The sequence below is a fragment of the Crossiella cryophila genome (genome assembly GCF_014204915.1).
GTDB classification, from domain to species: Bacteria; Actinomycetota; Actinomycetes; order Mycobacteriales; family Pseudonocardiaceae; genus Crossiella; species Crossiella cryophila.
On record NZ_JACHMH010000001.1, the window covers coordinates 9,647,513 to 9,665,912 of the forward strand.

At 71.0% G+C, this 18,400-nt stretch carries 17 protein-coding genes and 2 tRNA genes; 7 read left to right on the forward strand and 12 right to left on the reverse strand.

The window, feature by feature from the left end:
- Positions 1–72: 72 nt before the first annotated feature.
- Positions 73–1,467, reverse strand: coding sequence for an aminotransferase-like domain-containing protein (locus tag HNR67_RS41425; RefSeq protein ID WP_185009191.1), 1,395 nt, complete (start codon positions 1,465–1,467; stop codon positions 73–75).
- Between the two features lie 43 nt (positions 1,468–1,510).
- On the opposite strand from HNR67_RS41425, the gene HNR67_RS41430 reads away from it, so the two are divergent.
- Positions 1,511–2,206 carry a pyridoxamine 5'-phosphate oxidase family protein gene (locus HNR67_RS41430; protein WP_185009193.1) on the forward strand — a complete coding sequence of 232 codons (696 nt, stop codon included), beginning with the start codon at positions 1,511–1,513 and terminating at the stop codon, positions 2,204–2,206.
- On the opposite strand, the gene HNR67_RS41435 is transcribed toward HNR67_RS41430, so the two are convergent.
- Both HNR67_RS41435 and HNR67_RS41440 read right to left on the reverse strand, forming a co-directional pair.
- Complete coding sequence (locus HNR67_RS41435; RefSeq protein ID WP_185009195.1) at positions 2,179–2,658, reverse strand: cysteine dioxygenase; 480 nt, start codon at positions 2,656–2,658, stop codon at positions 2,179–2,181. The two genes, HNR67_RS41430 and HNR67_RS41435, sit on opposite strands and share 28 nt — an antisense overlap.
- A gap of 219 nt (positions 2,659–2,877) precedes the next feature.
- Positions 2,878–3,786: a LysR family transcriptional regulator gene (locus tag HNR67_RS41440; protein WP_185009197.1), complete on the reverse strand. Its 909-nt coding sequence runs from the start codon at positions 3,784–3,786 to the stop codon at positions 2,878–2,880.
- A gap of 107 nt (positions 3,787–3,893) precedes the next feature.
- Here HNR67_RS41440 and HNR67_RS41445 point away from each other — a divergent pair, with 107 nt between their 5' ends.
- Positions 3,894–4,553 carry a type 1 glutamine amidotransferase domain-containing protein gene (locus HNR67_RS41445; protein WP_185009199.1) on the forward strand — a complete coding sequence of 220 codons (660 nt, stop codon included), beginning with the start codon at positions 3,894–3,896 and terminating at the stop codon, positions 4,551–4,553.
- A 19-nt stretch (positions 4,554–4,572) separates the two neighbouring features.
- Here the strand turns inward: HNR67_RS41445 and HNR67_RS41450 are convergent, their stop codons facing one another.
- The 3 genes from HNR67_RS41450 to HNR67_RS41460 are packed head-to-tail and all read right to left on the reverse strand — an operon-like array spanning position 4,573 to position 7,483.
- Complete coding sequence (locus tag HNR67_RS41450; RefSeq protein ID WP_185009201.1) at positions 4,573–5,700, reverse strand: cystathionine gamma-lyase; 1,128 nt, start codon at positions 5,698–5,700, stop codon at positions 4,573–4,575.
- Entirely contained in the window at positions 5,697–6,704 is a 1,008-nt protein-coding gene (locus HNR67_RS41455; RefSeq protein WP_185009203.1) for an NAD(P)H-dependent glycerol-3-phosphate dehydrogenase, read from the reverse strand. The genes HNR67_RS41450 and HNR67_RS41455 overlap by 4 nt, the downstream gene beginning before the upstream one ends.
- Positions 6,704–7,483, reverse strand: a complete 780-nt coding sequence (locus HNR67_RS41460; protein WP_312989301.1) for a lysophospholipid acyltransferase family protein — start codon at positions 7,481–7,483, stop codon at positions 6,704–6,706. Before HNR67_RS41460 ends, HNR67_RS41455 begins: the two co-directional genes overlap by 1 nt.
- 89 nt (positions 7,484–7,572) lie before the next feature.
- On the opposite strand from HNR67_RS41460, the gene cofC reads away from it, so the two are divergent.
- Positions 7,573–8,205 carry a 2-phospho-L-lactate guanylyltransferase gene (gene cofC, locus HNR67_RS41465; protein WP_185009205.1) on the forward strand — a complete coding sequence of 211 codons (633 nt, stop codon included), beginning with the start codon at positions 7,573–7,575 and terminating at the stop codon, positions 8,203–8,205.
- Positions 8,206–8,448: 243 nt separating this feature from the next.
- Here cofC and HNR67_RS41470 read toward each other — a convergent pair whose 3' ends face one another.
- Positions 8,449–10,047: an LVIVD repeat-containing protein gene (locus tag HNR67_RS41470; protein WP_185009207.1), complete on the reverse strand. Its 1,599-nt coding sequence runs from the start codon at positions 10,045–10,047 to the stop codon at positions 8,449–8,451.
- Positions 10,048–10,160: 113 nt separating this feature from the next.
- Between HNR67_RS41470 and HNR67_RS41475 the strand changes: the two genes are divergently transcribed.
- From HNR67_RS41475 to HNR67_RS41485, 3 genes are all read left to right on the forward strand, one after another.
- Positions 10,161–10,373, forward strand: a complete 213-nt coding sequence (locus HNR67_RS41475; protein WP_185009209.1) for a hypothetical protein — start codon at positions 10,161–10,163, stop codon at positions 10,371–10,373.
- A 584-nt stretch (positions 10,374–10,957) separates the two neighbouring features.
- Positions 10,958–13,090 carry an RNA degradosome polyphosphate kinase gene (locus HNR67_RS41480; RefSeq protein ID WP_344965222.1) on the forward strand — a complete coding sequence of 711 codons (2,133 nt, stop codon included), beginning with the start codon at positions 10,958–10,960 and terminating at the stop codon, positions 13,088–13,090.
- A gap of 5 nt (positions 13,091–13,095) precedes the next feature.
- Entirely contained in the window at positions 13,096–14,001 is a 906-nt protein-coding gene (locus tag HNR67_RS41485) for an NUDIX hydrolase (RefSeq protein WP_185011727.1), read from the forward strand.
- 98 nt (positions 14,002–14,099) lie between these two features.
- On the opposite strand, the gene HNR67_RS41490 is transcribed toward HNR67_RS41485, so the two are convergent.
- From HNR67_RS41490 to leuC, 3 genes are all read right to left on the reverse strand, one after another.
- The gene (locus HNR67_RS41490) at positions 14,100–14,753 is read right to left on the reverse strand and encodes an HU family DNA-binding protein (protein WP_185009211.1); all 654 of its coding nucleotides are present in this window, start codon (positions 14,751–14,753) and stop codon (positions 14,100–14,102) included.
- Between the two features lie 234 nt (positions 14,754–14,987).
- Entirely contained in the window at positions 14,988–15,590 is a 603-nt protein-coding gene (gene leuD / locus HNR67_RS41495; protein WP_185011729.1) for a 3-isopropylmalate dehydratase small subunit, read from the reverse strand.
- Positions 15,591–15,600: 10 nt separating this feature from the next.
- Positions 15,601–17,016: a 3-isopropylmalate dehydratase large subunit gene (gene leuC, locus HNR67_RS41500; protein WP_185009213.1), complete on the reverse strand. Its 1,416-nt coding sequence runs from the start codon at positions 17,014–17,016 to the stop codon at positions 15,601–15,603.
- 67 nt (positions 17,017–17,083) lie between these two features.
- Between leuC and HNR67_RS41505 the strand changes: the two genes are divergently transcribed.
- Positions 17,084–17,785 (forward strand): IclR family transcriptional regulator, encoded by a 702-nt coding sequence (locus tag HNR67_RS41505; protein WP_185009215.1) that lies wholly within the window; start codon positions 17,084–17,086, stop codon positions 17,783–17,785.
- Between the two features lie 403 nt (positions 17,786–18,188).
- Here HNR67_RS41505 and HNR67_RS41510 read toward each other — a convergent pair.
- Positions 18,189–18,261 (reverse strand) — tRNA-Glu (locus tag HNR67_RS41510).
- 35 nt (positions 18,262–18,296) lie between these two features.
- Positions 18,297–18,368: transfer RNA gene (locus tag HNR67_RS41515), tRNA-Gln, on the reverse strand.
- Between the last annotated feature and the right edge of the window lie 32 nt (positions 18,369–18,400).

Here is an 18,400-nt window from a genome sequence, read left to right on the forward strand (position 1 = left end):
CACGGCGTCCACTTCGGCCAACACACCGTCCCATTTCGGCCAACACACGGTACGAGATCGGCCAACACGCGGTCAGGGGGTGAGCAGGTCGACCAGGGTGGGGAGGGCGGTGGTGAGCTGGGTGCGGGTGCAGTTGGTGTAGCCGACGGCCAGGCCGTGCCAGCGCGGGGTGGCCTGGTGGTGGCGGGCCAGGCCGTCCACGGACAGGCCGCGGGCGCGGGCGGCGGCGATCACCGCGCGCTCGGTCTCCAGCGAGTCCAGCAGCACCACCACGTGCCCGCCGGCGGAGTCGCCGAAGACCGGGGCCCCGGCCACGGAGAGTGCGGAGACCACGAGTTCGCGCCGCTCGGCCAGTTCCCGGCGCAGCCGGCGCAGGTGCCTGCCGAGATCGCCGTTGCGGGCCAGCTGCACCATGACCTGCTGTCCGGCCGCGGCCGGGCTGACCCCGCAGCGGTGCCGGTGGTCGAGCACGGCGCGGGCGACCTCGGGCGGGGCCACCATCCAGCCGACGCCGAGGCTGGCGGAGAGGATCTTGCTGGTGGTGCCGAGGTGCACCACCACGTCCGGGGCCAGCGCGGCCAGCAGTGGCAGCGGGGCCACGTCGTAGCGCAGTTCGCCGTCGTAGTCGTCCTCGATGACCAGCCAGCCCTCGGCCCTGGCCCGCCGGACCAGCTCGACCCGGCGCGCGGCGGGCAGCCTGCCGCCGAGCGGGTACTGGTGCGCCGGGGAGCAGTAGACCGCGCGGATCCCGCTGGGCAGTGCGTCCACCACCAGGCCGTCGGCGTCGATCTCGGCCGGGATGACCCGCATGCCCGCGGCGCGCAGCGCGCCGACCGCGCGCTGGTAGCCGGGTTCCTCGATGGCCACCGTGTCGCCGGGCTGGAACAGCGCGCCCGCCAGTTCGGTGACCGCGGCCGAGGTGCCAAGGGTGGCCAGCACCGCCTCGGCCGGGGTGGCGCCCGCGCCGACCACCAGGCCGCGGTGCCGGAGCAGGTGCTCGGCCACGATCTCCCGGTAGGCGGGCAGCCCCGCGCGTTCCGGGCGGGGCATGGCAGGCACGTCACCGGCGGCCCGCCAGGCCCGGCGCCAGGCCGCCCGGTCCACGCCACCGGCCAGGGATGCGCCCGGGATCAGGTCGATCAGGCCGGTGTCCTCGGACTCGGTGTGCTTGGCCGGTCCGGCGCTGGGGGTGACCGCGGGCGGGGTGGTGGTGACGTAGGTGCCGGAGCCGCGCCTGCCGCCGATCCAGCCCTCGGCGTGCAGCTGTTCGTAGGCGGCCGCGGTGACGGTCCGGCTGACCTGGAGCCGCCCGGCCAGCGCGCGGGTGGAGGGCAGCCGGTCGCCGTGCCGGAGCTGACCGCTGGCCGCGGCCCTGCGCAGCGCGTCGGCGAGCTGAACGGCCAGCGGGGTTCCGTTGCCGCGGTCGAGCAGGATGGGCAGTTCGGCGGGCAGCGCGGCGTCGAGCACGGTGAGTGGCCTCTCAGGTTCACCTGGTATTGGCACTGTGGGAATGCCAGTTGCCACTCGAATACTAGGTGCCGTGACCACTGACGCGCTGTCCCCGACCGGCCGCAGCACGATCCGCCGCGGCAAGGACCGAGCCCGCACCGACCGCGCCGAACTGCACGCGCTGCTGGACAGCGCGATGCTGTGCCACCTCGGCGTGGTGCTCGACGGCGTGCCGCTGGTGCTGCCCACCGGCTACGGCCGCGACGGGAACACGCTCTACCTGCACGGATCCTCCGGCGCGGCCAGTCTGCGGGCGGCGGCAGGCACCGAGGTGTGTGTGAGCGTGACCGAGCTGGACGGCATCGTCTACGCCCGCTCGGTGTTCCACTTCTCGGTCAACTACCGCAGCGCGGTGATCCACGGCCGGGCCGTCCCGGTGGTCGGCGACGAAGCCCGGCTGCACGGCCTGCGCACGCTGACCGAGCACCTCGCCCCCGGTTCCTGGGACCATGCCCGCCGGCCCGACAAGCGGGAACTGGCCGCGACCAGGGTGCTCGCGCTGGATCTGACCGAGGCCGCGGTGAAGATCCGCACCGGTCCGCCCAGCGACGACGAGGCCGACCTGGGCACGCCCGGCGTGTGGGCCGGGGTGCTGCCGCTGCGCCGGACCTGGGGCGAGCCGGAGCCCTGCCCGCTGCTGCCGGCCGACGCCGAAGCGCCGGCGCACGTTCAGTCGCGGACCGGGCCGACCGCGTAGTCCATCCGGTAGCGCGGCATGTCCCGGCGCTCGCCGTCGAAGACGTGGATGCTCACCGCGGGGTCCGGGCCCTCGTTGATCACCTGGTGCACGTAGTGCGGGCCGAACACCCTGGTCTGACCGGCGGTGAGGGCGTGCACCAGTTCGACCGGGCGGCCGTTCTCGCCGAGCCGGGCGACCCGCTCGGCCAGCACGCCGGAGACCACGGCGAAGGCGCCGGTCGCGCCGCCGTGGTCGTGCAGTTCGGTGCGCTGGCCGGGCAGCCAGCTCATCAGCCAGATCTCGTGGTCGGGGGTGCGCTCCAGCAGCGCGGTGTAGCGCTCGGCCGGGTCGTAGCGCAGCAGGTGCCCCCAGCGGGAGCGGTCCGCGGCCACGTTCATGGCGATGCGGGCGGGGTGGGCGGCGGCCCTGGTGGCGTCAACGGCGATGGTGTTGGGCGGAACGGCGAACATGACGAGGGTCCTTCGAGCTGAGGGTGGTCGGCGCGCGGCGGACAGCCGGGAGCAACGCCGAAAATGCACTGCGGCGGGGTGTTTCAGCAGGAAGGACAACAGAGCGCGCTGGCAACTCGCAGGAGGCCGACAGGACCCCTCTGGCACGAGGATGCGCGACTGGACACGCAGAGAATGGAAGCAGCCTGCTCGGAGGCGGTCAAGTCGACCGGCAGAATCTCACAGCGTGGGCCAGCTCTTCGCTCGTTCGAGCAGGTGCGCGTGCGCCCTGGCCACCACCGGATCGGCCAGCCCGCCCACCCTGGTGGCCAGGAACCCGGTGTTCAGCGGCGGCACCTCCAGTTCGTGCAGCAGTTCCACCGACCCGGCGGCGAGCGCGGGCTCGGCCACATAGCGGGGCAGCACGGACACGCCCATCCCGGCGATCACCGCGGTCAGCACCGCGCGCAGGTCCGGCACCACCACGGCCAGCTCGTTCGACGGCCTGCGCCCGAACGCGGTGCGCCAGTAGCGGCGGATGATCGGCAGGTCCTCGGCGTAGGCCACCAGCGGCAGGTGCGCCAGCGCGCGCACCGGGTCGGTGGCCAGCAGCTCGGCCCGCACGGTGCGGGCGAAGGCGGGCGCGCCCAGCAGCAGGAACTCCTCGTCCAGGAACGGGGTGGCGGCCACCCCGCGCTGGGTCGGCCGGATCGCCGAGACCACCAGGTCGAGGCGCTCCTCGACCAGTGCGGTGAGCAGGTCCTCGGCCAGTCCGAACTGCACCCGCAGCCGCAGCCCGCAGGCGGTGAGCGGGGTCAGCGCGGGCAGCACCCGGAGCGTGGTCAGCTCGGCCGGTCCGCCCAGCCGGAGCTGACCCTGGCGGACCAGGCACTGCTCGTCCTCGGGGTCGAAGGCACTGCGCAGCTTGTCCACGTGCGAGGCGACCTGGGCGGCCAGGGTGTCCGCCCGCGGGGTGGGCCGCACGCCCTGGTTGGTGCGGGTGAACAGCTCCTCGCCGAGCTGACGCTCCAGCCGGGCCAGCTGGCCGCTGACCGCGGGCTGGGACAGCCCACGCCGGGCCGCGGCCGCGGTGAGCGAGCCGGTGCGGTGGATCTCCAGGAAGGTGGCGAGCAGGTCCAGCTCGGGCACGGCTCCTCCTCGTCATCAGCGGACCCTGGAACTATTCCACGGCCGCCATAACTTAGGTGATGGCGACGATGTGCGTGACCAGCCCGGACGGGCCTAGCTTTGCGGCCATGACGAAGAAGATCCTGCTGGTGCTCAGCGGCGCCGACTCGCTCACCCTGGCCGACGGCTCGGCCCACCCCACCGGCTACTGGGTCGAGGAGGCCGCCGCCTCGCACCGTACCTTCCGCGCGGCGGGCATCGAGGTGGACATCGCCACCCCCGGCGGCGTCACCCCGACCGCGGACCCGGGCAGCAAGGCGGACCAGGACGAGCTGGTCGCCTACCTGGACAGCCTCGGCGAGGAACTGACCAAGCCGCTGGACCTGGCCACGGTGTCCCTGGCCGGCTACGACGCGATCTACCTGCCCGGCGGCCACGGCCCGATGACCGACCTGGCCACCGACAAGCACCTGGCCGCGTTGCTGACCGAGGCACTGGCCCAGGACAAGGTGATCGGCGCGCTCTGCCACGGCCTGGCCGGACTGCTCAGCGCGGGCAACGCCTTCGCCGGGCGGCGGCTGACCGTGTTCACCGACGCCGAGGAACGCCAGGCCCTCGGCGAGAACACCCCGTGGTGGGTGGAGTCCGAGCTGCGCGAGCGCGGCGCGGTGATCGAGGCGGGCGAGCCGTGGAGCAACACCGTTGTGGTGGACGGGAAACTGGTCACCGGACAGAACCCGCAGTCCACTGTGGACACCGCTGCGGCCGTCGTGGCCAAGCTGGTCTGATTGTCCACAGTGGACCGTCTCAGCGGACCGCGGTCTCCAGCGCCACCACGATGTCGGTGACCAGATCCGCGGTGTCCTCACACCCCGCGGACAGCCGCACGAACCCCTCGGGCACGGCGTCGCCCCACTGGGCGCGCCGGTCCGCGGTGGTGTGCAGGCCGCCGAAGCTGGTGGTGGCCGAGACCAGTTCGCTGGCGTCGATGAACCGGGCCACGGTCTCCTTGTCCGGCAGGGTGAACCGAAGAACCCCGCCGAACCGGGTCATCTGCCGCTTGGCGATCTCGTGCGCGGGATCGCCGGGCAGGCCCGGCCAGCGCAGGTCGGTGATGGCCGGGTGCGCGCGCAACGCGGTGGCCAGCGCCTCGGCGTTCTGCGCCTGCCGGGCCAGCCGGAGGTCCAGGGTGCCCAGTCCGCGGTGCGCCAGCCAGGTCTCGAACGGACCGGGGATGGCCCCACTGAGCTTGCGGCCCTTGGCGAGCCGGGCGTACAGCTCGGGATCGTTGGTGGAGACGTGGCCCAGCAACAGATCGCTGTGCCCGGACAGCGCCTTGGTGTCGCTGGCCACCACCACGTCCGCGCCCAGGTCCAGCGGGCGCTGGCCGAGCGGGGTGGCGGTGGTGTTGTCCACGGCCACGATCGCGCCCCGCTCGTGCGCGGCATCGCTGAGCGCGATCAGGTCGCAGACGTCCAGCAGCGGGTTGGACGGGGTTTCCACCAGCACCAGCCGCACCCCGTCGAACACCTCGGGGGTCCACGGGCCGGGGGTGGCGATCTCCCGCATCCGCACGCCGAACTGCCCCAGCTCCTCGCGCACGAGCTGCCGGGTGGCGTAGTAGCCGTCCGCGGGCACGATCACCGTGTCGCCGGAACGCAGGGTGGCGCGCAGCAGTCCGGCGATGGCGGCCATGCCGGAGGGGTAGACCAGGGCGCGGCCGCCGTCGAGCGCGCCGATGGCCTCCTCCAGGACCTCCCAGGTCGGGTTCTCCGCGCGGCCGTAGGTGTTGCCGAGCGCGGCCGGCGCGGCCGGGCCGTCCTGCAGGTGGTAGACCGAGGCGAACACCGGCCCGGACACCAACGGCTGACCCAGCACGGGTTTGACGCTCCCGGCGTGCACGCAGCGGGTGCCGTCGCCCCACTCCTCGTTCACTGGCGTTCGTCCTTCTGCGCCCGCCCCAGCAACTCGGCCGCCATCTTCAACGGTTCCAGGCCCTGGTGGCACACCCGGTACACGCCGTCGGTGATCGGCATGTCCACGCCGTGCCTGGCGGCCAGCTCGCGGATGGACGAGCAGGACTTCACGCCCTCGGCGACCTGCCCGTTGGTGGCCTCCTGGGCCTGCACCAGGGTCTCCCCGCGGCCAAGGCGGTCGCCGAAGGAGCGGTTGCGGGACAACGGCGAGGCACAGGTGGCGACCAGGTCACCGAGTCCGGCCAGACCGGAGAAGGTGAGCGGGTCCGCGCCAAGGGCCACGCCCAGCCGGGCGGTCTCGGCCAGGCCGCGGGTGATCAGCGCGGCCATCGTGTTGTCGCCGTAGCCGAGTCCGCCTGCCATGCCGCAGGCCAGCGCGATCACGTTCTTGCAGGCGCCACCCAGCTCGCAGCCCACCACGTCGGTGTTGGTGTAGGAGCGGAAGTAGTTGGTGAAGCAGGCGCGCTGGAAGGCCACCGCGCGCTCGGCGTCCGGGCAGGCCACCACGCTGGCGGTGGGCTGCTCGGCGGCGATCTCGCGGGCCAGGTTCGGTCCGGAGACCACCGCGACCTGTCCGGCCGGGACGCCGGCGACCTCGGCCACCACCTCGCTCATCCGCTTGAGCGTGCCCAGTTCCACGCCCTTGGCCAGGCTCACCAGGGTCGCGCCGGCGGGCAGCGCGGGCCGCCAGCCTGCCAGGTTCTCCCGCAGGGTCTGGCTGGGCACGGCCAGCACCACCGCCTGCGCGCCGTCCAGCGCGGCCAGCGGGTCCACTGTGGAGCGCAGGGTGGCGGGCAGCGGGATGCCCGGCAGGTAGTCGGGGTTCTCACCGCGGTCGGTGATGGCCGCGGCCACCTCGGGGCGGCGGGCCCACAGCACCACGTCGCGGCCGGCGTCGGCGAGCACCTTGGCGAAGGTGGTGCCCCAGGACCCGGCGCCCAGCACCGCGATCCGCTGCGGCATCACTGCTCGCCGTCCTTCTGGGTCGCGTTCTTGTCGGCGGCCTCGCCCGGCTCGGCGTCCTTCTTCTTGCGCACGGTGTAGAACTCGGTCGGCGCGGTCTCCTGGCGCACCTCGGCCAGCAGCGTGCGCACCTCGCCCATCAGGTGATCGGTGACCTCGCGCAGCAGGTCGGCGTCCACCTCACGGCCCTGGAACCGGGACAGGTCCAGCGGCGGCCCGGCCTTGATGGTGACGTTCTTGCGGGGGAACAGGCTCAGCTTCTTCTTGTACTTGTCGAAGACCAGGTGGGTGTTCCAGTGCACCATCGGCACGCAGATCGCCTCGCCGTTGACACAGTGGTCCACCGCCAGCCGCCCGACGCCGACGTGCGAGTGCATCGGCCAGACCTCGGGGTCCCTGGTGATGGTGCCCTCGGGGTAGATCACCACGACCTTGCCGTCGCCGAGGGCCTCCAGGCCGGACTGCAGGCTGCGCCGGGCGTCCACCGAGCCGCGGTGCACCGGGATCTGGCCGGAGCCCTTGAGGATCTGGCCGAGCACCGGGATCTTCCACAGGCTGGCCTTGGCCAGGAACCGGGGCACCCGGCGGGCGCTGCGCACGAACACCGCGCTGTAGACCGGGTCCAGGTAGGAGATGTGGTTGGCGACCACCAGTACCGGCCGGTCGAACGGGATGTGCTCGAGTCCGACGAACTTCCGCCTGGCCAGGATCCTGGTCATCGGGAAGAAGATCGCCGCGGCCAGCCCGACCCAGAAGCCGCCCTTCTCCTTCTTGGCCACCCTGTTGTCTCCTTCGTCTCACCGGTGCGTGTTGCCGCCGTGAGTCTTCCCCGCGAGGGTGGTGAAGGTCCAGTTGGGAGGATGTCAGGGTGTCCAACCGTGTCGATCTCGTGGTCCCGGTGAAGGTTCTGCTCCGGGCCAAGTCCAGGCTGCTCGGCGCCGCTGACGGCGGCGCGGGCGACCGGACCGCGCATGAACGCCTGGCCCTGGCCCTGGTGACCGACACCATGACCGCCGCGCGGGCGGCCCGTGGCGTGCGCAGGCTGCTGGCCATCACCTCGGACCCGCACGTGGCCGAGGTGCTCACCGGCCTGGGCGTGGAGACGGTGCCGGATGTGGCAGGCGGCCTGAACGCGGCCCTGGCCTACGGCGCTGAGCTGCTCCGCCAGGACCACCCGGACTGCCGGATCGGCGCCTTGCAGGCCGACCTGCCCGCCCTGCGCCCCGAGGAGCTGGACGCGGCCCTGGCCGCCGCCCCGGAACGGGCCTTCTGCCCGGACCGCCAGGGCACCGGCACCACCCTGCTGCTGGCCGGCCACGGCCCACTGGACCCACGCTTCGGCCCCGGCTCGGCAACGGCCCACGCGGCCTCCGGCGCGACGGAGCTGCTGGGCCCCTGGCCCTCCCTGCGCTGCGACGTGGACACCGCCGAGGACCTGCTCGCCGCCGCCACCATCGGCCTCGGCGAACACACCGCCCGCCTACTCACCCCAGCCGCCTAACCCCCCACAACCCCCAACACACCGTCCCCCAACGGCCAGCACACCGTCCCAGAACGGCCAACACACCGTACGACAACGGCCAACACTGCGTACAAGAACGGCCAACACGCCGGAAGGGTGGGAACGCCTCCGGCGTGTTGGCCCGAATGGACGGTGTGTTGGCCGTTCTTGTACGGCGTGTTGGCCGTTCTTGTACGTCAGGTTGGCTGTTGTTGTACGTCGGGTTGGTTGGGGTGGGACGGGTCAGCAGCAGCTGGCGGCGCCTTCGGTGCAGCCTTGGCCGCCGCGGCGGAGCACCATCGGGCAGGCCCAGCCGTAGTCCGGGTCCGGTGCCAGCGGCAGCCTGCCGGAGCGGTTGGTGGTGGTCAGCACCGCGCCGTCGACCGGCTTGCTGGTCTTGAGCACGACCTCCTGGCCGGCCTCGCGCGCCTCGTCCGCGCCCTTGGTCAGCTTGACGATCTCCACCCCGCGGGCGATGTCGGCGATGTAGGCCCGGCCCTTGTACCAGTACGGCGAGAAGGAGACCGCCGCCTCCGGCCGGTAGTAGGCGATCTGGAACGGCTTGGCCGGGTCGCTGATGTCGATGAACCGGGTGCCCTGGCCGTAGAAGGAGTAGGCCACCACGCGGTCGTGGATGTCGAAGTAGTGCGCCGAGCAGCCCGCGTCGGTGATGGTGCCCTCCTGGTCGTGCGGGCTCCACACGCTGACCGTCTCCAGGTGGAACGGCTTCTGCTCGGTGGCCTGCCAGGACTCGCCCTTGCCAGAGCCCTTCAGCGAGGAGATCACGAACCGGCCCTGATCGGCGCAGGTCGGCGAGCCGAATGCCTCCTCGGTGTGCAGCAGCAGACTGCCGGCCGGGTGCTTGGCCGAGGGCCTGGGACCGTCGTCGAGCCGGTCGCCGACCGGGCGGATCGAGTTGTGGCTGAACGCCCTGGGCATGTCCTTGGTGGGCACGCCGCCGCCCGCGTACGGGATCGGGTTGTTCGCGGTGGCCTCGCGGAACCGCTTGGTCAGCGGGTCGAAGTGCCAGCCGGAGGTGCGGTAGCCGCGGGTGCCGCCGGTGCCCGCGACCCAGGCGATGCCCGTGGCGTCCACCTGGACGTCGTGGGTCATGTGCGTCTTGCCCTGGTTGCGGTTGAGGTCCACGTAGGTGGCCGAGGTCTTCGGGTTGCGCGGGTCCCGGATGTCGGTGACGAAGATCTTCCCGGACCGCTTGTACAGGTCGGGGTCGGTCGTCGGCGTGCCGTCGTAACCCGCGGTCCACAGGTACTGGCAGTCGTTGACGCAGGTGGTGGTGTGCCCGGTGCCCATCTCGGCGAAGCTGAGCAGCTTCAGGTCGGCCGGGTCCTTGGCGTCCAGGATGTACACGCCGGTCGGCCGCTCCCCGCCGACCTGGCGCCCGAACGCGCTGCGCTCGCGGGCCATGAAGACCAGCTTGCGCTTGTGGTCGACGTCGACGTCCTCGTTCTCCCAGAACCGCTTGGTCACATCGTCGCCGGGCAGTGCCAGCGCCGCGTTCTCCAGGTGATCCAGGAACACCGGTTTGTCCGGATTGGACACGTCGTAGGACTTGAGGCCGAACTCACCACTGACGAACATCACCTCCTTCTTCCGCCAGCCTGCGCGGTAGGTGGTGTAGTTGATCGAGATCGCGCCCTTGGTGTCGGGCAGCCGGTCGACCACCTCGACATTGGCGGAAGCGGCCTGCAGTTCGGGCAGTTCGGCGGCGGCGGACTGCGCGGCGGACAACGGCGCGGCCTGCGGCGCCGGACCGGCGACGGCGAAACCGCCCCCGGTCAGCGCGGTGGCCAGCGCGGCGGTCAGCACCACCAGCGTCTTCATCGTGGGGATCCCCTCTTCCTCAACGGCTCTCCCCGCACCCTCGCAGCGGCCCCGGCCTGCGGCAACAGCCGTTAGTCGTAGGTCATTCGCCGTTGTCACTAGGCTCCCGGGGCATGGGATCACCTGGACCGGAACAGGCGACCGTGCACACCGTGCACGCCGACGGATCGCTCACCGCGCTGCGCGATGACGGCCTCCTGGTCGACGCCCCGGCCGCCGCGGTGGCCGCCGGTGGCTGGCTCGCGCCCCGGCCGGGGCAGCGGGTGACCCTGGACCGGACGGAGGGCCAGGTCACAGCGGTACGCCCGCCGGTTCCGCCCGCTTAATCCGAAGTTCACACCGAGCAGGCGGTTCCCACCACGCGCAGGGCGCGATAACCCTCCCCGTCAGCAACAATGGCCGGGTGAGCACGGACCGCAGCGAGGAAAAGCCGACCGACCCGACGACGAAACCGGGTCGCGCCCGATCGTCCACTCGGAACACCACCGCGAAGGCCGCCACCTCTGCCCAGCGGGGACGCAAGACCACCCCCGCCGCGCCGCCCGACTCCCCCGCGCCCGAACCGGTGAAACCCGCGGCCCGGCGCACCCGCAAACCCGCCGAGGCCCCACCGGAACCCGCGGCCGCCCCGGCCCCGCGGAGCCGGACCCGGCGCACACCCAGTCAGCCGGCGGCGGTGGCCCTGCCCACCGACCGCAAACCCGCCGCCCCGCAGACCGTGGCCGCCGTACCCGCCGCGGCCAAGCCGACCACCGCCCGGCGCACCCCGGCCAAGCCCGTCGCCAAACCCGCGACCGCCCGCCGCACCGCCGCCGCCCAGCGCCGCACCGCCAGCGCCACCGCCACGGCCGCCCCGGCCACCAACGGCGTCGCCGCGGGCGTGCGCACCGCGCGCCAGGGCACCCCGGTCGTGCCGCCGGTGGAATCCGCGCCGCCCAAGGCATCCCCGGCCGCGCCGCCCGCGGTGACCGAACCGCCCACCATCAAGGACCTGCCCGACGACCGGTACTTCAACCGGGAACTCTCCTGGCTGGACTTCAACGCCAGGGTGCTCGCACTGGCCGAGGACGTCTCCGAACCGTTGCTGGAGCGGGCCAAGTTCCTGGCCATCTTCGCCTCCAACCTGGACGAGTTCTACATGGTCCGGGTGGCCGGGCTGAAGCGCCGCGAGGAGACCGGGCTGTCCGTGCGCAGCGCCGACGGCCTGTCCCCGCGCGAACAACTCGCCCGCATCTCCACCCGCGCGCAGGACCTGGTCGAGCTGCACTCGCGCACCTTCCTGGACCAGATCCAGCCCGAACTGGAGAAGTACCAGGTGCGCATCGTGGCCTGGGACGACCTGGACGACCCGGACCGGCTGCGGCTGACCAACTACTTCAGCGACCACATCTTCCCGGTGCTGACCCCCCTCGCGGTCGATCCGGCGCACCCCTTCCCCTACATCTCCGGCCTGTCCCTCAACCTCGCCGTCACCGTGCGGGATCCCGAGGGCGGCCAGGAACGCTTCGCCCGCGTCAAGGTGCCGGACAACGTGCCGAGGCTGGTCAGGGTCGAACTCGACCGGGACGCCGACACCGCGACCTACCTGCCGCTGGAAGAACTCATCTCGGCCCACCTCACCGACCTGTTCGCGGGCATGGACGTGCTGGAGCACCACGTGTTCCGGGTCACCCGCAACGCCGACCTCGAGGTCGAGGAGGACCGGGACGAGGACCTCCTGCAAGCCCTGGAACGGGAACTGGCCCGCCGCCGGTTCGGCCCGCCGGTACGCCTGGAAGTCGCCGACACCATGAGCGAGCACATGCTCGAACTCCTGCTGCGCGAGCTGGAGGTGGACCCGCACGACGTGGTCGAGGTGCCCGGCCTGCTCGACCTGTCCTGCCTGTGGCAGCTCTACGGCCTGGCCCGCCCTGAACTCAAGGACAAGCCGTTCGTGCCTGCCACGCACCAGGCATTCAGCGAGGGGGAGACACCCAAGAGCGTGTTCGCCACCCTGCGCGAGGGCGATGTGCTGGTGCACCACCCGTACGACTCCTTCTCCACCAGCGTGCAGCGCTTCATCGAACAGGCCGCCGCCGACCCGCACGTGCTGGCCATCAAGCAGACCCTCTACCGCACCTCCGGTGACTCGCCGATCGTGGACGCGCTCATCGACGCGGCCGAGGCAGGCAAACAGGTCGTGGCGCTGGTGGAACTGAAGGCCCGCTTCGACGAGCAGGCCAACATCAAGTGGGCCCGGCAGCTGGAACGCGCGGGCGTGCACGTGGTCTACGGCCTGGTCGGCCTCAAGACGCACTGCAAGACCGCGCTGGTGGTGCGTCAGGAGGGCTCCACCATCCGGCGCTACTGCCACATCGGCACCGGCAACTACAACCCCAAGACCGCCCGGCTCTACGAGGACATCGGCCTGCTCACCGCCGAACCCGCCATCGGCCAGGACCTCACCGACCTGTTCAACGTGCTCACCGGCTACTCCCGCCAGCACACCTACCGCAGCCTGCTGGTCGCGCCCTACGGCGTGCGCCGCGGCATCATCGAGCGGGTCGAGGCCGAGATCGCGCTGGCCAGGCAGGGCAAGCGGACCGGGATCCGGCTGAAGGTCAACTCGCTGGTGGACGAACAGGTCATCGACGCCTTCTACCGCGCCTCCCAGGCCGGGGTGCCGATCGAGGTGGTGGTGCGCGGCATCTGCTCCCTCAAACCAGGCGTCCCTGGACTGAGCGAGAACATCACCGTGCGCTCGATCCTGGGCCGCTTCCTCGAGCACTCCAGGGTGGTGCACTTCCGCGGCGGCAACGAGCACTGGTTCGGCAGCGCGGACATGATGCACCGCAACCTGGACCGCCGGATCGAGGTGATGGTCCGGGTGGCCGATCCCAAGCTGACCCACGACCTGGACGTGATGTTCGACTCCTGCATGGACCCGGCCACCCGCTGCTGGGAGCTGGAACCCAACGGGCACTGGAGTCCCTCGCCACAGGCGGGCGACCGGGTGCTGGACCACCAGGAGGAGATGCTGCGCAGGCACGGGGCCAAGGCGTGAGCGCGCTGCACGCGGCTGGCGCCGCACTGTGGCGGGAAACCCCGGCAGGCGTGGAACTGGCGGTGGCGCACCGTCCGCGCTACGACGACTGGTCGCTGCCCAAGGGCAAGTGCGACCCCGGCGAGACGCTGACCGAGACCGCGGTCAGGGAGATCGCCGAGGAGACCGGTTACCACGCGGTACTGGGCCGGATGCTGCCAGCCGCGCACTATGAGGTGTCCACTAAGGACGGAAATACGCGGCCGAAAAGAGTCACCTATTACTCCGCCGAGGCCATTGGCGGGGACTTCGTCCCGAACGAAGAGGTCGACGAACTGCGCTGGCTGAGCGCGGACAAAGCCCGCGCGCTGCTGAGCTATGAGCACGACCGGGTGGTGCTGGACGCCTTCACCGCGCTGCCAGCCCGCGTCCGCACCGTGCTGCTGGTCCGGCACGCCAAGGCGGGCAAGCGGGAGAAGTGGGCCGGGCCGGACGAGCTGCGCCCGCTCACACCCTCCGGCACGCACCAGGCGCGCTGCCTCGGCCGGATGCTGCCGGCCTTCGCCCCGCAGCGCCTCTACGCGGCTCCCAGGGTGCGTTGCGCGCAGACCGTGGAGCCCTTGGCCGAGCAGCTGGGGCTGCCTATCACCGAGGAGTGGTTGCTGGCCGAGGAGGGCTTCTGGCCGGACCCGGACGCGGGGGTGCGCCGGTTCCTGGCCATCGCCGCCGATGGGGCCGCGGTGGTCTCCAGTCAGGGCGGGGTGATCCCGGAGTTGGTGGAGCGGCTGGCGGTCAAAGCCGGCCTGCCGCTGACCGAGTTCCCCAGCCGCAAGGGCAGCACCTGGATCCTCACCTTCGACGCCGATCCGGCCGGTCCGACCCTGCTCGCGGCGGACTACTGCGAAACCCCGCTGCCGCCGGTCCGCGACTGATCCCAGGCACAAAAGAAAGGCCCCGCCGGCGTCCCGGCGGGGCCTTATCTCAGTCTTCCCGAAGCGGTTTGGGTGTCAGGACCGCCTCAGGCGTGACTTCACTTCTTGCGGGCCGCCGGCTTCTTGGCGGCCGGCGCCTTGGCGGCTGCGGGCTTCTTCGCAGCAGCGGCCGGCTTCTTGGCCGCCGGAGCTGCCTTGGGGGCGGCAGCCTTGGCGGTGGTCGCCTTGGCGGCGGCCGGCTTCTTCGCAGCCGCGGCGGCCTTGGGGGCGGCAGCCTTGGCGGCGGCAGCGGGCTTCGCAGCCGCAGCCTTGCGGGTGGTCGCCGGCTTGGCGGCGGCCTTGGTGGCCGGCGCCTTGGTGGCGGTGGCGGTCGCCCGCGCGGTACGCGTGGCGGTGGTCTTGGCCGCGGCAGCGGCCTTCGGGGCAGCGGCCTTGGCAGCGGCGGCCTTGGGGGCAGCGGCGGCCTTCGGCAGCTTGGTGGTGCCGCTGATCACGTTCTTGAACGTGGTGCCGGCGCGGAATGCGGGGACGTTGGTCTTCTTGACCTTCACGGTCTCACCGGTACGCGGGTTGCGAGCGGTGCGGGCCGCGCGGGCCCGCTTCTCGAAAACACCGAAGCCGGTGATGGTGACCTTGTCACCCTTGTGGACAGCGCGGACGATGACGTCGACGATGCCGTCGACTGCGGTGCCGGCGGTCTTCTTGTCGCCAAGACGCTCGGCGAGCGCATCGATGAGCTGGGCCTTGTTCACCTTCAGTCCCTCCCAGGACGCTTACGGCCCTACAACTCAGGCCGACTAGAAGGCAACGGTAAGGCCAAGCGCCAATACTTTCCACGCGCCACGCCCAAAAATCCATTGCGACGCGCGGAGTTCCGCCCGTCCGAGGTACTCCGGGCGGTGGAATGGGCGGGTTCGGGGCCCGCCGTTTCCGGACCTGAATCCCCTTCCCCACCAGGGGATTCAGGTCCGGCGAAGGCGGATTTCTCAGCCGCTGCGGGCCGGAAGGGTCCTCGGCAGCCAACTTGGCCGCGATTTTTCGAACGCATCAACACTTTCGGCGTGTCGCAGGGTGAGTCCGATGTCGTCGAGCCCCTCCAGCAGCCGCCAGCGGGTGTAGTCGTCGACCTGGAAGGGCGCTTGGAACTCCTTGGCTCGCACCGTCTTCGACTCGAGGTCCACAGTGACCTCGGTGCCCGGTTCGGCCTCCAGCAGCTTCCAGAGCTGCTCGACGTCGCTTTGCTCACACTGGGCGGCGAGCAGACCCTGCTTGCCGGAGTTGCCACGGAAGATGTCGGCGAACCGGGAGGAGATCACCGCCCGGAACCCGTAGTCCCCCAGCGCCCACACCGCGTGCTCCCGGGAGGAGCCGGTGCCGAAGTCGGGTCCGGCCACCAGGACCGAGCCGTTCCGGAAGGGCTCTGCGTTGAGCACGAACTCGGGGTCGTTGCGCCAGGCGGCGAAGAGCCCGTCCTCGAATCCGGTCCGGGTGACCCGCTTCAGGTACACCGCCGGGATGATCTGGTCGGTGTCCACGTTGGACCGTCGGAGCGGCACCCCGACGCCCGTGTGCGTGGTGAACGGCTTCATCGCACCCATCTCAGAACCCCTCTCCGGCCAGATCCGCGGGCGAGGACAGGTGTCCGGTTACGGCCGTGGCCGCGGCCACCAACGGGGACACCAGGTGCGTCCGGCCGCCCTTGCCCTGCCGCCCCTCGAAGTTCCGGTTGGAGGTCGAGGCCGACCGCTCCCCCGGCTTGAGCTGATCCGGGTTCATGCCAAGGCACATCGAGCACCCGGCCTGCCGCCACTCCGCGCCCGCCGCGCTGAAAACCGTGTGCAGCCCCTCGGCCTCGGCCTGCGCGCGCACCCGCATCGACCCCGGCACCACCAGCATCCGCACGCCCTCGGCCACCTTGCGCCCCTTGAGCACGGCGGCGGCGGCGCGCAGGTCCTCGATGCGTCCGTTGGTACAGGAGCCGAGGAAGACGGTGTCCACCCCGATCTCCTTCAGCGGCTGCCCGGCGGTCAGCCCCATGTAGGCCAACGCCTTCTCCGCAGTAGTCCGTTCGACCTCATCCACGATCAGCTCGGGATCCGGCACAGAAGCCGAAAGCGGCAGCCCCTGCCCCGGGTTCGTCCCCCAGGTCACGAACGGCGCCAACTCCGCCGCGTCAAGCACGATCTCCTCGTCGAAGACCGCGTCGTCATCGGTCCGCAACGACTTCCAGTACTCCACCGCGGTGTCCCAGTCCGCGCCCTCGGCGGCATGCGGCCGCCCCTCGAGGTACTCGAACGTGGTCTCGTCCGGCGCGATCATCCCCGCCCGCGCGCCCGCCTCGATCGACATGTTGCACACCGTCATGCGGGCTTCCATGGACAGCGTGGTGATGGCACTGCCCCGGTACTCCAGGACATACCCCTGCCCCCCACCGGTACCGATCCGCGCGATCACCGCCAGGATCAGGTCCTTGGCCGTGACCCCCTCGGCCAGCTCGCCCTCGACCGTGATGGCCATCGTCTTGAACGGCCGCAACGGCAACGTCTGGGTGGCGAGCACATGCTCGACCTCAGACGTCCCAATCCCGAACGCCAACGCCCCAAAGGCACCGTGCGTCGACGTGTGGCTGTCCCCACAGACAACAGTCATCCCAGGCTGGGTCAGCCCCAACTGCGGCCCGACCACGTGCACGATGCCCTGCTCCAGATCCCCCATGGGGTGGAGCCGGACCCCGAACTCCTGACAGTTCTTCCGAAGCGTGTCCACCTGCGTCCGCGACACCAGATCCGCGATCGGCTTGTCGATGTCCACAGTCGGCACGTTGTGGTCCTCGGTGGCGATCGTGAGATCCGGCCGCCGAACCGGTCTCCCCGCCAACCGCAGGCCGTCAAACGCCTGCGGACTGGTCACTTCATGCACCAGGTGGAGATCGATGTACAGCAGATCGGGCTCAGCCCCACTGCCCCGACGCACAACATGCGCGTCCCACACCTTCTCCGCGAGCGTGCGTCCCATCGCTCCTCCGCTCGAGGTAAGAAAACAACGCTGGACTTCCCAAATACCGGGAAGTTAGTATCGGCTCGTGGGACAGCATAGCGGCATCGGAGTACTCGACAAGGCAGTGGCAGTGCTGCACGCGGTGGCAACAGACCCCTGCGGCCTGGCCGAGCTGTGCCAAAGAACAGGCCTGCCAAGGGCAACGGCACACCGCCTCGCAGTAGGCCTTGAAGTCCATCGCCTCCTCCAGCGAGGCCCCGACGGCCGCTGGCGCCCAGGCACCGCCCTGGCCGAACTGGCAGGCGGCGTAACGGATCCCCTCCTCGACGCCGCCTCAGCCGTCCTCCCCAGACTCCGGGACATCACCGGCGAAAGCGTCCAGCTCTACCGCCGAGACGGAACCCAAAGAGTCTGCGTCGCCTCAGCAGAACCCCCCGCAGGCCTAAGGGACACCGTCCCCATCGGCTCCCGCCTCCCCATGACAGCCGGCAGCGGAGCCAAAGTCCTGGCCGCCTGGTCCGACCCAACCACCCAACGCGCAGTCCTGGCCGACGCCGTCTACGGCGAGCGAACCCTCCTGGACGTAAGACGCCGAGGCTGGGCCCAAAGCGTCGCAGAACGCGAACCAGGCGTAGCCAGCGTCAGCGCCCCCGTAAGAGACAGCACCGGCCAGGTAGTAGCCGCAGTCTCAGTCTCAGGCCCAGTAGACAGAATCGGCCGCCGCCCAGGCGCCCGCTGGGCCGCAGACCTCCTAGCCGCCGCAGAAGCCCTACAGTCCCGCCTCTAGCCCAGAGACCCTCCGGACACCCCGAACGCCCCACAACGGCCAACAAGGCGTCCACAACGGCCAACACACGCACAGCCCCTCGGCCCCAGCTGCCCTAGCAGCTGGGGCCACTCTTGTCCGTGACCCACATCACGCCCCGGTTGCAAACCAGCATCAGCCCCACGACTCGGCCGCCAGGCCGAGAGCCCATGAGCGACCATCCCCAAGAAGCCCCACAAGAGGACCCAAAACAATGAGCAACAGGCCAGCCCGAAGGGCTAGGCCAAAACAATGATGGAAATCAATAGAACCCCGCTGGTTCCGCAACCCACCGCACCGTGGGGGTCCGGGGGCTCGAGCCCCCGGGATAAAATGCGAAAGCGGCCTGATCCAGTTCTTCCGGATCAGGCCGCTCCCACCGATGTAGCCCCGACGGGATTTGAACCCGCGCTACCGCCTTGAGAGGGCGGCGTCCTAGGCCGCTAGACGACGGGGCCTAGCTAGAGGATTCCTATTACTAGGCTTCCTCCTGCTGGGGTACCAGGACTCGAACCTAGACTAACGGAATCAGAATCCGTTGTGCTGCCAATTACACCATACCCCATCGCGCGATGGCCAACCCCAGGGGCTCCGTTC

What these genes read in the sequence shown, in the direction of transcription:
- leuC (WP_185009213.1), bottom strand. Translation starts at nt 17,016, where the DNA reads ATGGGACGCACGCTCGCGGAGAAGGTGTGGGACGCGCATGTTGTGCGT.
- HNR67_RS41430 (WP_185009193.1), top strand. Translation starts at nt 1,511, where the DNA reads ATGCCAGTTGCCACTCGAATACTAGGTGCCGTGACCACTGACGCGCTG.
- HNR67_RS41470 (WP_185009207.1), bottom strand. Translation starts at nt 10,047, where the DNA reads ATGAAGACGCTGGTGGTGCTGACCGCCGCGCTGGCCACCGCGCTGACC.
- leuD (WP_185011729.1), bottom strand. Translation starts at nt 15,590, where the DNA reads ATGAAGCCGTTCACCACGCACACGGGCGTCGGGGTGCCGCTCCGACGG.
- HNR67_RS41455 (WP_185009203.1), bottom strand. Translation starts at nt 6,704, where the DNA reads ATGCCGCAGCGGATCGCGGTGCTGGGCGCCGGGTCCTGGGGCACCACC.
- HNR67_RS41475 (WP_185009209.1), top strand. Translation starts at nt 10,161, where the DNA reads ATGGGATCACCTGGACCGGAACAGGCGACCGTGCACACCGTGCACGCC.
- HNR67_RS41435 (WP_185009195.1), bottom strand. Translation starts at nt 2,658, where the DNA reads ATGTTCGCCGTTCCGCCCAACACCATCGCCGTTGACGCCACCAGGGCC.
- HNR67_RS41445 (WP_185009199.1), top strand. Translation starts at nt 3,894, where the DNA reads ATGACGAAGAAGATCCTGCTGGTGCTCAGCGGCGCCGACTCGCTCACC.